The organism is Caulobacter sp. UC70_42 (assembly GCF_044056025.1).
Classification (GTDB): domain Bacteria; phylum Pseudomonadota; class Alphaproteobacteria; order Caulobacterales; family Caulobacteraceae; genus Caulobacter.
On record NZ_CP171994.1, the window covers coordinates 178907 to 192082 of the forward strand.

Here is a 13176-nt window from a genome sequence, read left to right on the forward strand (position 1 = left end):
TAGCGGTTAGGGGTTCAGTCTTCTTCCGAGCTCTTGCCGAGCTCTGCCTTCAGCAAGAAGGCGTTCTTGACCGCTACGGTCTCGCCCCCCTTCAAGCCGTCGACGATGACCACCCGGCCGCCGCTGCGCTGGCCGACCAGAACGTGCTGCACGCGGAAGCCCTCCTTGGTCCGGACGAAGACGACGTCGTTCCCGTTCAGGTTCTGAACAGCCTCCTCGGAGACGACGATCCCGCTGGAGGTCGACTGGCGCGAGGTGATGCGGGCGCGGACCAACTGGCCCGGCTGCAGCGCGCCGGTTCCCCCGGTCAGGGTCAGGACCACCGTGGCGCTGCGGGTCTCCTCGTTGACGCCGGGGGTCACCGATCGCACGACGGCGGTGCGGGTCTCGCCGCTGGTCGTCTCGACGATCGCCTGGTCGCCGGGCTGGACCCTGCGGGCGTCCGCGGCGGTAACCGACGCGTCGACCTGGATCTTGGCCGGATCGGAGATACGGAAGAGTTCGGTCTCGGGGGCCACGAAGGCGCCCAGGCTGGCGGTCATGGCGGTGACGCGGCCGTTGATCGGGCTGATGACGGCGACATAGCCGCCCGACACCGCCGAGGCGCCGGCGGCCGTGGCCGCGCGACGGGCCTCGGCCTCGGCCACCGCGACTTCGGCCTGAGCCGTCTCGTAGTCCTGACGCGGGCTGACCTTCTGTTCGAAGAGGCGCTTTTCGCGGGCCAGGTTCTTGCGGGCCAGGTCGGCCCTGGCCGAAGCCACGCTGCGGTCGGCTGAGATCTGGGCGGCCTCGCGACTGGAGACCAGGGCCAGGGTCTCGCCGGCCCGCACGGGGTCGCCGAGGCGCTTGGTGATCCGGGTGATCGAACCGGCGGCGCGGGCGGTCAGAGCCGCCTCCCCACCGGGTTCGGCTTCGACCGTGGCCTGCGCGACGACCTCGGAAGCCAGGCCCCCGGTGTTGACCGTCTGCAGTTGGACGCCCGAGGCGGTGATGCGCTCGGGGCCCATCGACAGGCTCTGGGGTCCGGCCGCGGGAGCTGCCGCCGCCGGCTTTTCAGCGGTCGCGGTCTCGGCGGGTTTGCCGCCCGACATCTTGCCGACCGAGAAGGCGGCGATCGCCACGACCACCACGGCCGCGCCGGCCAGCAGCAACTGCCGGTTCGAGGAGTTGGACTTGCGCATCAGCGATCTCCGAAGAGGCGGCCTTGCAGGCGCGCCAGGTCGGCCTCGGCGCGAACGCGCGCCAATTGGGCCTGAATGGTTTGGTCACGCGCTTCGGCCAGGGACCGGCGCGCATTGATTAGTTCGACAAGGGGGGCCTTGCCGGACTCGTAGGCGATCCGCGTGAGGCGGAAGGCTTCGGCGGCGCTGGTTTCGCCCTGGCCGGCCGCGTCGGCGCGCGACTGGGCCGCGCCCAGCTGGAAGCGGGCCGTGCGGATGTCGGCCTCGGCGTCGAACCGCGCGGCATTGAGCCGAGCCTCGGCGGCCTGCAGCTCGCCTTGGGCGGCGGTGATGTTGCCGCGGTTCTGGTCGAAGACCGGGATCGGAAGCGACACGCCCGCGACCAAGGCCGTGGAGTCGTCGCCGCTGAACCGGCGAACGCCGGCCGAGACCGTGACGTCCGGCACAGCGCGGGTCCGCTCGATGCGCACGCGACGGGCGGCGGCTTCGCGATCGGCCTCGGCCGCCAGAACGGCGGGCGTCGACAGCGCGTCGATGTCGCCCGGCTGGCTCGTGACCTTGGGGTTGGTCAGCAGGCTGTCGCTGAGCGAGGTGTAGGGCGTGGTCGATCCGACGAGAGCGGTGAGCCGCGAGAAGGCGCCCGTCCGCTCGGCCCGCGCTTCTTCCAACGACGCGCGCGCGCCGGTGAGCGCGGCTTGCGCCTGGAGGGTTCGCAGTTCGGCCTCTTTGCCCGCGTCGACCAGAGCTCGGGAGGCGCGCAGGGTCTCGTCGGACAGCGTCACGGCCTCTTCGGCCAGGGCGACCCGGCGTTCGGCGGCTTCGGCCTGGGCGTAGGCGTCGGCCAGAGCGAAGGCGAAATCGGCCTTCGACTGGACCAGCCGCGCCCGTGCAGCATCGAGAGCCGCCCGACCGGCGGCGACCCGCGCGCCGCGCTTGCCCCCGACTTCGAGCGGCTGGCTCAGCGAAAAGGTCGTCTCGGCATTGTTCGCGCCGCTATAGACGCCGCTGCCGCTGAAGTTCTCGATCTCCATCCCGACGGTGGGATTGGGTCGAGCGCCAGCCTGACGAGCCAGGCCCTCGGCCTGGCGCACGCCGGCGGCGGCTTCGGCGAGCCTTGGGGCATTGGCTTGCGCCTGGGCGAGAAGGTCCTTGAAAGGCGGCGCCGGATCGGCCGCCGCGCCGCGAGCGGACGCCAACGCGCCGACAATCGCGACCACGCTCACGGCCGCGAAACGCAGCTGTCCACGCATGATGAGAGTCATGAAGATGTGTTCCTAGAGATTGAGACGCAAACGGTCCGCCTCCTCGGGCGGAAGGGTCGCGTCAGGCTCTAGGCGGACGTTCGAGCAGGACGGAACGATCGATGAGCAGGCCCACATCCGGCTCGGCCAGCCAAACGGCACGATGCTCAAACGCTATCATCTCGGGCGCGAAGGACACGGGCAAGCTTATGCCATGCGCCGAACAATGACCGGTGCAGGCCGTGAGCGTTCTCTTGATGGGGGTCTTCTGGTCGCCAGCGGTCTTGATCAATGCTGGCGCCTGGACGCTCGACATGACGATCTGGCTGGCGACCTGAGTTTCGGTCTCCAGCGCAGCGTGCTCAGCAGGTCCGCAGATGACGATGCCGAGGATGAACGTGCAGGTTACGAACAGCGCCCATGCCTTGCCGAAGCTGAATCGCGAGGACGGCGCGCGGCGCGAGCGCCACGTGTCGGCATATCTGCCGACTTGCCGACGAAGGGGCGCGATTCCAGCCATCGAAATCTGCAATACCTCCGCTCAGTCCAGATTGAAATGCGTTATATGATTACATGTTATAGTGTCACATTGCCGAGCGCTCCAATTACGGCAACAAACACCTGGCGAAGACTTCGCGATAACTGGGGCAAAGCGGAAAGCTACAGAAGCCCGTACCGCGTTGTCGCGCCATGATCGAAATCTCTCTCGATGCCCTGCCCATCCCGTTTGAAGTGGTCAGATGGCCCTTAGGCGGACCTCTTTGCCCCCATTTCGCCGGCTCTGTGCCGAGACCACCAGAATCCGCCGACCAGGATGGCCAGGGTGAGCGCCTGGGCGGCGACGCCTTCGATGGTCGGGAAGAAGCCCAGCAGTTCGATGCGCGGCAGAGCCAGCGGGTGCAGGTCCAAGAGGCCAGCCTCCTGCAGCGCGGCCACGCCCTTGCCGGCCAGGACGACCGCCAGGATCGCCATCAGGATGGCGCTGTATTCGAAAAACTTGCCGATCGGCAGGCGCTTGGAGAACCGCAGCATGGCCCAGGCGATGGCGGCCAGGACGACGACGGCGCAGCCGACGCCGGCCAGCACCGCCCCTGCCCCGCCCTGGGTCCACAGCGCCGTCAGGAACAGGATGGTCTCGAACACCTCGCGATAGACGACGATGAAGGCCAGCAGGAACAGGAACCACGCCGACGACTTGGAGAGCGCGTGGGATAGTTTCTCGCGGATATAGACCTGCCAAGCGTCGGCCTGGGCCTTGCCGTGCATCCAGAGTCCGACCGAGATCAGCACGGCGGCGGCGATCACCGAACCGAAGCCCTCGGTCAGCTCGCGGCTGGCCCCGCTGATCGAAATGAAGAAGGTCGCTGCGGCCCAGGTCAGACCACCAGCCGCCAGGGCTGCGATCCAGCCGCCGTGGACGTAGGGCAGCACGTCGGTTCGCTCGGCCTTGCGCAGGAAGGCGATCATGGCGACCACGATCAGCAGGGCTTCCAGGCCCTCGCGCAACAGGATGGTGAAGGCGCCGGCGAAGCTCGACAGGCTGTTGGCCTTTTCCGGGGCCAAGGCTCTGCCTGCGGCCGCGAACAGGGCGTCGAGCCGCTCGATCTGGCTCTTGACCTCGCTGGCCGGCGCGGCCTTACCGATCGCGCCGCGCACGTCGCCCATCGCCCCTTCGATCCGTCGCATCAGGGCCGGATCGCGCGCGCCCAGCGACGGCTCGACCGGCTCGAAGCCATCGAGATAGGCCGCGAGCGCGAGGTCGGCGGCGGCCTTGCGGTCGCCGGCCTCGTAGGCCTTGAGGCTTGCGGCGAGCTTCTGGCGGGCGACATCGAGCGAGCCGCCGCCGGTGCGGGTGACGACTTCGGGATGGCGTCGCAGATAGGCGGTCAGCGCTCGGGCCTTGGTCTCGCCGAGGGTGGTGGCCAGGGCGGCCGGCGTGGTCTGGGTCAAGGTCTGCAGGTCGGGGAAGCGGGCGCGGACGGCGGCGTCCTCGTTCCAGAGCTTTTCGCCGACGGCGGCCTCGGCGTCGCTGAAAGCGAAGCGCCCGACATAGAAGGCCAGGTCCCAGCGGTCGTCGGACGGCAGGTGGGCGTAGCTGGCCATGGCGGTGCCGTCGAGACCCTGCTGGATCACCTGGTAGAGGCCAAAGACGCTGCGCTGGCGCGCGCGGCCGGCGTCGGCGAAGGCGATCGGCGGCGGATCCAGGCCCGCGGCGTTGGGGCCGTCAGCCTTGCCGGTCTCGCCGTGGCAGGCCGCGCAGTTTTCCGCATAGAGCGCCGCGCCGCGCGCCAGGTCCGGCGCGCGCTTGGGGGCCAGGGGCGTGGGATAGGCGGCCAGGAGGTCGTTGGCCAGGGCATGGGCCTTGGCCGAGACCACGGCCGGCTCCTGCTTGGCGGCGATCGTGGCTTGCAGGCTTTGCGCCTTAGCCAGCAGGTCCGGCTGAGCCTTGGTGGCCGGCAGGCCGGCGATGCGCTCACGCACCTGGCCGGCGAACTCGTTCATCTCGGCATATTCGGACGGGCTGATGACCTTGCCGTCTTTCACCGCGCCCGCGTAGTCGACCGACAGATAGTCGAGCAGCCGCCAGGCGGTTTGCGAGGAACTGGCCTCCTGGGCATGGGCCATCGGCGCCGCCGTGAAGATCAGGACCGCCAGCAGCCCGCCAAGGATCGAGGCCAGACGCCCCTTGAGACCAGTAATCATTATCAATCCATGGGCGCAAAAAGGCGCGTGTGGCAAGAGCTTGAGCATATGTCAGGAAGTCGCGAGGTCGGCGCGGTGTTCGTCGCGAGCCTGGCGGATGATCTGGTAGGCCGAACTCAGGAAGACGCCGGCCAGGAGCACGCCGACGATCAGGTCAGGCCAGCGCGAACCGGTCAGCCAGACCAACCCGCCGGTAGCCGCCACGCCCAGGCATTGGATCAGATCGTTGCGCGTGCAGAGCCACACCGAACGGACATTGGCGTCGCCATCCCGATAGCGGACGAGCAAGGCGGCGGCGACGAGATTGGCCAGGGCGCCAAACAGCCCCAGGGCCGAGATCGCCTCGCCCGAGGGCGCCGCGCCGCTCCAGGCGCGCCAGGCGGCGAAGCCCGCGACCGACAGGGCGACCAGGCCCAGGCTGACGCCCTTGAACAGGGCCGCGCCGGTGCGGATGCCCACCGACTTGCCGATGGCCCATAGACTGATGGCGTAGGTGGCGCTGTCGGCCAGGAAGTCGAGCGCATTGGCCGACAACGACGCCGAGCCTTCGACCATGCCGCCGATCAGCACCACGACAAAGCCGACCAGGTTGATGGCGATCACCCAGGCCAGGGCGCGGCTATAGGCGGGCGTGGCGCCGTCGAACTTGACGTCGCTTCCGCAACCGCAGCCCGACGCGGCCGGTTTGCTGGAACAGGATTCGCTCATGAGGCCACCATGCATCCTCTAGCCACTAGAGGATCAAGGGCCTATCTGCAAAACTAAGGAGCACCTCATGACCCTTTCCATCGGCCTCTTGGCCAAGGCCGCCGACGTCAAGGTCCCGACCATCCGCTTCTATGAGGAGATCGGGCTGCTGCCGGAGCCCCGGCGAGCAGCCAATGATCGCCGGGTCTATGACGCGGACGCCGTCCGCCGCCTGGCCTTCATCCGCCACGCGCGCCAATTGGGCTTCTCGGTCGAGGCGATCCGCAATCTGCTGGATCTTTCCGACAATCCCGAGCGCCCCTGCGGCGAGGCCAACGCCCTGGCGGCGCGACAGCTCGACGATGTCGAGGCCAAGATCGCCCAGCTGGAGACCCTGCGCGGTGAACTGCAACGGATGGTGGCGGCGACCTGCGACGGACGGGCCGCCGACTGCCGGGTGATCGAGGCGCTGGCGGGCTAGGCGTCTCAGCGGGCGGTCATTCGTCGTCTTGCGCCGGGGATGATTGAATATGGACGCTCGTGTAAGATCATGTGCGCCCAACTACCGAGGCATAGGTCGGCATGGCAACATCCCCGATTGCCGCCCCCATCGGCGGCCGGATGGTGGAATTATCTTCAAAATATCCAATAACTTACCTAATTTACATCGGGTCCTGCACAACCACCCATCCGGCGACCCCACCCCGTCGCGGCCGGACATCGACATGACCCGGCAGATCGTCGAAGCGGGCAAGGCCCTCAAGATCGCCGTCCACGACCACCTGGTGGTCGGCCGCGAGGGCGTGGCCAGCTTCAAGGCGCTGGGGTTGATGTAGATCCGGATCGGGACGTCAATTTCCGGACGGGACGCGCAAGCTCGGCTTGACGCCTCGCCTTGAAACCTTGAGCGTCGCGGCTCCCGCTTGCCCGCAAGTTGTTCCGGAGTCTCCGCATGCGCCGCCTGCTCACCGTTCTCCTCGGCTCGGCCGCCCTGCTGACCGGGGTCGCCCACGCGGCCGACAAGAAGGCTCCCGAAAAGCCCGCCGAGGTCCCCAAGGCGATCAAGACGCTGCATGACGGCTTCCTGACCCTGGACACCCACCTGGACACGCCCGAGCACTTCGCGCGCCAGGGCTGGTCGATGATCGACCGTCACGCGGTCGCCGAAGACGGCACCCAGGTCGATCTCCCCCGCATGAAGGCCGGCGGCCTGGATGGCGGCTTCTTCGTCATCTACACGGGCCAGGGCGAGCTGACGGCGGAAGGCTATCGCAAGGCGCGCGACTTCGCCCTGAACCGCGCGACCGAGATCCGCGAGATGGTCGCCGCCCATCCCGACCAGTTCGAGCTGGCCTACACCGCCGAGGACGCCGCCCGGATCAACAAGGCCGGCAAGGTCTTTGTCTTCCAGAGCATCGAGAACTCCTGGCCGATCGGCGAAGACCTGACCCTGCTGGAAACCTTCTACAAGACCGGCGTGCGCATGGCCGGGCCGGTCCACTTCCGCAACAACCAGTTCGCCGACAGCTCGACCGATCCCAAGGGCAAGATCTGGCATGGCTATTCGCCGCTGGGCCTGCGCTGGCTGGCCGAGGCCAACCGACTGGGCATACTGGTGGATGTCAGTCACGCGTCGGACGACATCGTCGACCAGTCGGTGGCCTTGTCGAAGGCTCCGATCATCGCCTCGCACTCGGGCGCCAAGGCGATCTTCGACCACCCGCGCAATCTCGACGACGCCCGCATCAAGAAGATCGCCGACAGCGGCGGCGCGATCTGCATCAACTCGGTCTATCTGAAGGCCTCGGAGCAACCGAGCCCGGAACTGATGGCCGCGCTGAAAGCCCTGGGGCCGCTGGACGACGAGGCCACCGAGGCCCAGGTCAAGGCCCGGATGGTCAAGATGGCGGCGCTCAAGACCCAGTATGCGTTCCCGCCGCGCGCCAATTTCGAGACCTTCATGGCCAGCATGCTGCACACCCTGAAGATCGCCGGTCCCAAGGCCGTCTGCATCGGCGCCGACTGGGATGGCGGCGGCGGCGTCGAGGGCCTGGAGGACGTGGCCGACCTGCCCAAGATCACCGCCCGCCTGAAGGCCGAGGGCTATAGCGACGCCGACATCCAGGCGATCTGGAGCGGCAACGTGCTGCGGCTCATCGCCGGGGCGCAGGCCTACGCCAAGAGCGTGGCCGGGAAATAGGCTCTAGCGGGGCGGCCCCTCGAAGGCCGCCCGTCGCGCCGCGGCCGGGGCGTAGACCCGCGCCAGCCCCTCGGCCAGGGCCGCCCGCTCGGGCGGCGTCAGAGTGGCGGCGTAGCTGGCCAGAGCGGCCTCGACATTGCCGCGCGCCTGCAGATCCAGGGCGCGCGCGGTGCTCAATCGCCTGGCCACCTCGGCGGCGTCGAAGCCGGGCGAGCCCAGGGCCGCCAGGGCCGCCTGCCGCTCGGCGCGGGCCTGCTGCGTCAGGGGCCGGTTCTTCTTGTTGGCCTCGCCCAACGCCTTGCGGAACGCCTTGCGACTGTCAGGCGAGAGCACGTCTCCCGCCGAAATCAAGGGCGGCCGGGCCGGGGCCGCCGGCGCGGCGTCGTCCATCGGAGGCCGAACCGCCTCGACCGGCGGCGAGGGAGGCGTCACGACCGATGGCGGCGTCTCCCGGACCGTCGCGTGACGCGCCGGCTTCGACGGCGCCTCGGTCGGCGCGACCGGAACCACGACCGGAGGACTTGTCGGCGCCACGGTGCGCGGCGCCGGGGCGGTCGCCATGGCCGGCGCGACCGGCGGCGCCGTCAGACGCGCATAGCCCATGCCGGCCAGGCCGCCGATCAGGAACACATTGACCACCGCGGAGGCGGCCAGCGCGATGATCCAGGGCCGCGACGTCATAGTTCGGAGGGCTCCGCGATGGCGTCCTGCAGGGCCGAGGAGGTATCGACGGCCGTGACGACCGGCTGCTCGGCCACGACGACCGGCGCGGCGGCCTCCGGACGGCCGACCGCCACACCGACGGCTATGCCCGCGAAGGCCGCGGCCGACAGGCCCAGCACCGCGCCGAGGCCGGCGAGCCAGCGGCGGGCGGTGTCGGGCGCTCGTGGGGCGGCGGCGACCAGCCGGCCCAGCAGGGCGGCGTCGGCGCTCTGAGCGGGCGCCAGGTCCAGCAGGCGGTCCATCTGCGCGGCGGCGCTCAACACTGGCGCAAGGCGCGCCGCGTTCACCGCCAGCAGGGCGCGGGCGGTTTCGCGTTCGCCTTCCGGCCAGCGGGCGATCTCGCCGCCATAGGCCTCGGCCAGGTCCTCGAACCTTTCGAGCGTCATCATGACCATGCGTCCTTCATCCCCCCGCCCCCGTACCGGCCAGGTCGGCCAGCGAAGCCTTCAGCGTCCGGCGACCTCTGGAGAGCAAGCTCTCCAGCGCCTCGAACGCTGATCGCCATCAATCCCGCGGCTTCGATATTGCCCAGCCCCTGGTGATGACAGAGCACGATCGCCTCGCGCTGACGCGGCGGCAAGGCCGCCAGCGCCGCTTCGACGCGCCTGGACAGGTCGGCGCCGATCAGGCCCGCATCCGGCGCCGGACCGGTGTCGACCTGCTCGGGCGGCGTGTCCGTCGCGATCTCGCGCCGTCGCCGCAGTCGGTCGTAGCAGAGGTTCAGCGCCACGCGGTGCAGCCAAGTGTCGAACCTCGCCGCGCCCGGCTTCCATGCCCGCGCCTGCTTCCAGGCCCGCAGGAAGGTCTCCTGGGCGACATCCTCGGCCTCGCCCGAGTCGTTCAGCATGCGCCTGGCCAGGGCCAGGATGCGCGGCAGGCGCCGGTCCAGCAGCGCGCGGACGGCGGACGGGTCGCCCCGTCCCACCCCCGCCAGCAAGGCTTCGTCGGGATCGTTCCCGTCGGTCGCCAACCGTCACTCCGCCGCGCACGTCGCCATCAGACCCCGACCTTGGCCTTGCCGCCCTTGGCCTGCAATTCCTCCAGCGTAAGGACGCCGTCGTTGTTGGTGTCCATGCGCTTGAAGCGCCAGGCTAGCAGGGCGTCGGCCTCGGTGCGCGACAGGGAGCCATCCTTGTCGGTGTCGAAACGGGCGAACAGGCGCTGGCCGCGCTTGCCGGCCTTGCCTGACGCCTTGGCGTCGACCTCGGCGTTCTGCTTGCGGAAGGCGGCGAACTCGTCGGGCGAGATCTTGCCGTCCTTGTTGGCGTCCAACCGCGCGAACAGCTTGTCGCTATTCTTGGCCTGGAACTGCTCCAGGGTCATGCCGGCGGCGGTCGGCGCGGCTTTCGCGGGCGCGTTCTGGGCCAGCGCGGGTCCGCCCAGCGCCATTACGGCGCCGGCGGCGATCAGGGTGCGTACGATCATCAGTCTCAAGGTCTCCATGGAGGAAGGCCCGTCCCATCAGACTGAACGCACGGCGGCGGAGATTCCGTCGCGGCTTTTTTCGGAAACTCAGCCCGGAGCCTTCACGATGGCGGTATAGGCCGCGCGGGCCTCCGCCTTGGCCTTGGCCAGCTTGGGCTTCAGCGACTTGAACTGGCCGACGTGGCCGGCCTTGGCCATCAGCGCCTTGAACGCCTTGGGCTCGGCCTCGGGGTCCCCGCCATCCTCGAGGGCCACCTTGATCAGTTGCGAGAGGTCCTGCTCCAGCCGCCAGGCCGCCTCGAGCCGCGCCAGGGCGCCGGCGTCGGCCAGACCCGCCTCGCGCAGCGCCGCCAGGGCCTCGCCGGTGTTCTGCCGCAGGGGACCGCCCTTGGCCGCGTGGGCCAGCTGCAGGAACTGGGCGGCGAACTCGATGTCGACAAGACCGCCGGGATCCAGCTTCAGGTCCCAGTCGCCCTTGCCCGGCCGCTCGCGCTCCATCAGCTCGCGCATCTCGACGACGTCGGCGGCGGTCTTCTTCCAGTCGCGCGGCCGGCGCAGGGCCGCCTCGATCGCCGCCTCGGCCCGGGCGTGGAAGTCCGGCGAGCTGGCCCAGACCACCGCGCGCGCGCGTCAGGGCCAACAGCTCCCAGGTCTCGGCTTCGCGCGCGTAATAGTCCTCGAACGCCGCGAAACTGACCGCCACCGGCCCCTTCGTGCCGGAAGGGCGCAGCTTCAGATCGACTTCGTACAGCGTCCCCTCCCCGGTCGGCGCCGACAGGGCCGAGGTCATCCGCTGGGTGAAGCGGGCGTAGAAGGTGTCGGCGCTCCATTCCTTTATGGCCGAATGGGCCGCTGGCTCATCGGCGACGTAGAGCGTCATCAGGTCCAGGTCGGACTTGGCCGTCATCTCGCGCGAACCGGCCTTGCCCAGGGCCACCACGGCGACGTGGCCGGGGAAAGCCCCGCCCAGGCGCTCGGTCTCGGCCAGGGCGGCCGGGGCCAGGCCGCCGATGATCAGGTCGCCCAGCTCGGCGAAGGCGCGGCCGATATCGCGAGCGTCGGCGGTGCCGCTCATCACCCGCACGCCGATCCGGAAGCTCTGGTCGCGGAAAAGGCGCCGGGCCGCGTCCATCGCGCCCTCGAAATCGGCGGGATCCCAGGACGGGAGGGCGGGAGTTCTCGATCGGACCGAAGAAGCTGGGGTCCAGCAAGGCGTCCAGCGCCGTCGGCCGCTTGGCCATGGTCGTGGCCAGGCGCGGGGCGAAGGCCATGACCTGAACGATCAGCTCCAACAGCCGTTGCTGCGCCAGGAACAGCGACTGGATCTGCACGCCCGAGCTCAGCGACGCGAAAAAGTCGGCGAAGCGGTTGAACGCCTGGTCCGGCGCGCCGGTGGCGTTGGCCGCGTCCAGCAGACGCGGGGCCAGGCGGGTGAACAGCTCGCGCCCCCGCTCGGTGCGCGTGGCGGCGATGTGGCCGTGGTGCCAGCCGCGGATGGTGGCGGCGACGCGCTCGGGGCTGGAGAAGCCCATGCGCTTGAGGGTGGCCAGGGTCTCGGGGTCGTCCTCGACGCCGGTGAAGACGAGGGAGCCGAACCGCGAGGACAGCTCCTCTTCCCCCGCGAACAGGCGGCCGTAGCGCTGGTTGACGCCCTTGAGGATCTTGCCCACCGCCGCGTCGAAGCTGCGCAGGTTGTCCTGGCCCCACAGGGCGGCGACCTTCTTCCGGTCGTTGTCCGACTCCGGAAGCTTGTGGGTCTGATCGTCGGCGATCATCTGGGCGCGGTGCTCCAGGGCCCTCAGGTCTTGATAGGCCTTGGACAGCCAGCCGGCGTCTTCCAGGCTCACGTGGCCGGCCGTGGCCAGCGCCAGGAGCGCGTCGAGCGTGCGCGGCCCGCGCAGGTCCGGCTGGCGGCCGCCCAGGATCAGTTGCTGGGTCTGGACGAAGAACTCGATCTCGCGGATCCCGCCGCGTCCCAGCTTCAGGTCCGCGCCCTTGGCGGTCAGCCGGTCGTCGACCTTGTAGGTGTGGATCTGGCGCTTGATCGAGTGGATGTCGGCGATGGCCGCGAAGTCCAGGTTCCGCCGCCAGATGAAGGGCTGCAACGCCTCCAGGAACGCCTGGCCCTCGGCCAGGTCGCCGGCCGCGATCCGGGCCTTGATGTGGGCCGCCCGCTCCCAGTTCTGGCCGACGCTCTCATAGTAGTCCATGGCCGCGTCCACCGGCATGGCCGGCGGCGTCGAGGACGGATCGGGGCGCAGGCGCAGATCGATGCGGAAGACATAGCCGTCGGCGGTCCGCTCCTGCAGCACGCGGCCCAGGTGGTTGGCGATCCGCACCGCCACGGCCTGCGGCTCGACGCCGTCGGCCACCTGCAGCTTCTCCGGCGCGTAGAAGATCGAGAAGTCGATGTCGCTGGAATAGTTCAGCTCGAACGCGCCGTGCTTGCCCATGGCGATGCAGAACAGCCCCGGCGCGGGACCGTCCTCGCCCTCGACAACGTGGGTCAGGGCGCCGCGATCGACTTCCTGGCGGACGGCCTGGGCCAAGGCGGCCTTGAGGGCCGCGTCGGCGAAACGGGTCAGGGCGCCGGTCACCTGGTCGAGGTCCCAGACCCCGCCCAGGTCGCAAAGGGCCGTCAGCAGATGCAGATCGGCCTTCAGTTCGCGCAGCGCCCGCCGGGCGGTCTCGAAGTCGGGTTCGGCGGCGACGGCCTCGGCGGCCGCCAGGGTCGCGGCCAGGGTCTCCATCGGATCGCGGTCCAGGATCATCGGCAGGCGCTGGCCGTCGCGCCGCGCCAGGCTGGCCAGATAGGGCGAGGCGGCGAAGACCGGCGCCAGGGCCGGCCAGGCGGCCTCGATCTCGGGCATCGCCTCGCCCACCCGCTTGGCGATGGCCTCGTGCGCGCGTTCCGCCGCCTTGGCGTCCAGGACGGGGCCACAGGCGGCCAGACGATCAGCGAGACGAGTCATGGCGGCACGGTGGCCCGCCCCCGCCCCTTGGGCAAGGGTCAGGC

At 69.7% G+C, this 13176-nt stretch carries 10 protein-coding genes and 3 pseudogenes; 3 read left to right on the forward strand and 10 right to left on the reverse strand.

Going from position 1 to position 13176, the window contains the following annotated elements; translation table 11 throughout:
- Nucleotides 1–14 precede the first annotated feature (14 nt).
- The 5 genes from ACHMW8_RS01140 to ACHMW8_RS01160 all read right to left on the reverse strand — a co-directional run bounded on the left by ACHMW8_RS01140 (nt 15) and on the right by ACHMW8_RS01160 (nt 5833).
- Entirely contained in the window at nt 15–1181 is a 1167-nt protein-coding gene (locus ACHMW8_RS01140) for an efflux RND transporter periplasmic adaptor subunit (protein ID WP_099538406.1), read from the reverse strand.
- Entirely contained in the window at nt 1181–2443 is a 1263-nt protein-coding gene (locus tag ACHMW8_RS01145; protein WP_062097155.1) for a TolC family protein, read from the reverse strand. The genes ACHMW8_RS01140 and ACHMW8_RS01145 overlap by 1 nt, the downstream gene beginning before the upstream one ends.
- A gap of 61 nt (nt 2444–2504) precedes the next feature.
- Nucleotides 2505–2954: a hypothetical protein gene (locus ACHMW8_RS01150; protein ID WP_062093429.1), complete on the reverse strand. Its 450-nt coding sequence runs from the start codon at nt 2952–2954 to the stop codon at nt 2505–2507.
- Nucleotides 2955–3169: 215 nt separating this feature from the next.
- A complete protein-coding gene (locus tag ACHMW8_RS01155) occupies nt 3170–5125 on the reverse strand; it encodes an FTR1 family protein (protein ID WP_062093428.1) in 1956 nt (651 codons plus the stop codon).
- A gap of 51 nt (nt 5126–5176) precedes the next feature.
- Nucleotides 5177–5833, reverse strand: coding sequence for a cation transporter (locus ACHMW8_RS01160; RefSeq protein ID WP_062093427.1), 657 nt, complete (start codon nt 5831–5833; stop codon nt 5177–5179).
- A 67-nt stretch (nt 5834–5900) separates the two neighbouring features.
- On the opposite strand from ACHMW8_RS01160, the gene ACHMW8_RS01165 reads away from it, so the two are divergent.
- The 3 genes and pseudogenes from ACHMW8_RS01165 to ACHMW8_RS01175 all read left to right on the forward strand — a co-directional run bounded on the left by ACHMW8_RS01165 (nt 5901) and on the right by ACHMW8_RS01175 (nt 8012).
- Complete coding sequence (locus ACHMW8_RS01165; RefSeq protein ID WP_062093426.1) at nt 5901–6293, forward strand: helix-turn-helix domain-containing protein; 393 nt, start codon at nt 5901–5903, stop codon at nt 6291–6293.
- A 190-nt stretch (nt 6294–6483) separates the two neighbouring features.
- Nucleotides 6484–6648: pseudogene (locus tag ACHMW8_RS01170) on the forward strand (JAB domain-containing protein); the annotation flags it as partial.
- Nucleotides 6649–6764: 116 nt separating this feature from the next.
- The gene (locus tag ACHMW8_RS01175) at nt 6765–8012 is read left to right on the forward strand and encodes a dipeptidase (protein WP_395444505.1); all 1248 of its coding nucleotides are present in this window, start codon (nt 6765–6767) and stop codon (nt 8010–8012) included.
- A gap of 3 nt (nt 8013–8015) precedes the next feature.
- Here ACHMW8_RS01175 and ACHMW8_RS01180 read toward each other — a convergent pair whose 3' ends face one another.
- The 5 genes and pseudogenes from ACHMW8_RS01180 to ACHMW8_RS01200 form a co-directional block, all read right to left on the reverse strand.
- Nucleotides 8016–8693, reverse strand: a complete 678-nt coding sequence (locus tag ACHMW8_RS01180) for a periplasmic heavy metal sensor (RefSeq protein ID WP_395444506.1) — start codon at nt 8691–8693, stop codon at nt 8016–8018.
- Nucleotides 8690–9124, reverse strand: a complete 435-nt coding sequence (locus tag ACHMW8_RS01185; protein WP_395444507.1) for a hypothetical protein — start codon at nt 9122–9124, stop codon at nt 8690–8692. Before ACHMW8_RS01185 ends, ACHMW8_RS01180 begins: the two co-directional genes overlap by 4 nt.
- A 13-nt stretch (nt 9125–9137) precedes the next feature.
- A pseudogene (locus tag ACHMW8_RS01190) lies at nt 9138–9705 on the reverse strand (RNA polymerase sigma factor).
- Nucleotides 9706–9731: 26 nt separating this feature from the next.
- On the reverse strand, nt 9732–10160 hold the full coding sequence (locus ACHMW8_RS01195) for an EF-hand domain-containing protein (RefSeq protein WP_395444508.1): 429 nt from the start codon (nt 10158–10160) through the stop codon (nt 9732–9734).
- An 87-nt stretch (nt 10161–10247) separates the two neighbouring features.
- Nucleotides 10248–13132 (reverse strand): annotated as a pseudogene (locus tag ACHMW8_RS01200) (bifunctional [glutamine synthetase] adenylyltransferase/[glutamine synthetase]-adenylyl-L-tyrosine phosphorylase).
- Nucleotides 13133–13176: the final 44 nt, after the last annotated feature.

Coding starts and splice junctions, on each gene's coding strand:
- ACHMW8_RS01140 (WP_099538406.1), bottom strand. CDS start 1,181: ATGCGCAAGTCCAACTCCTCGAACCGGCAGTTGCTGCTGGCCGGCGCG.
- ACHMW8_RS01145 (WP_062097155.1), bottom strand. CDS start 2,443: ATGACTCTCATCATGCGTGGACAGCTGCGTTTCGCGGCCGTGAGCGTG.
- ACHMW8_RS01155 (WP_062093428.1), bottom strand. CDS start 5,125: ATGATTACTGGTCTCAAGGGGCGTCTGGCCTCGATCCTTGGCGGGCTG.
- ACHMW8_RS01160 (WP_062093427.1), bottom strand. CDS start 5,833: ATGAGCGAATCCTGTTCCAGCAAACCGGCCGCGTCGGGCTGCGGTTGC.
- ACHMW8_RS01165 (WP_062093426.1), top strand. CDS start 5,901: ATGACCCTTTCCATCGGCCTCTTGGCCAAGGCCGCCGACGTCAAGGTC.
- ACHMW8_RS01175 (WP_395444505.1), top strand. CDS start 6,765: ATGCGCCGCCTGCTCACCGTTCTCCTCGGCTCGGCCGCCCTGCTGACC.
- ACHMW8_RS01180 (WP_395444506.1), bottom strand. CDS start 8,693: ATGACGTCGCGGCCCTGGATCATCGCGCTGGCCGCCTCCGCGGTGGTC.
- ACHMW8_RS01185 (WP_395444507.1), bottom strand. CDS start 9,124: ATGATGACGCTCGAAAGGTTCGAGGACCTGGCCGAGGCCTATGGCGGC.
- ACHMW8_RS01195 (WP_395444508.1), bottom strand. CDS start 10,160: ATGATCGTACGCACCCTGATCGCCGCCGGCGCCGTAATGGCGCTGGGC.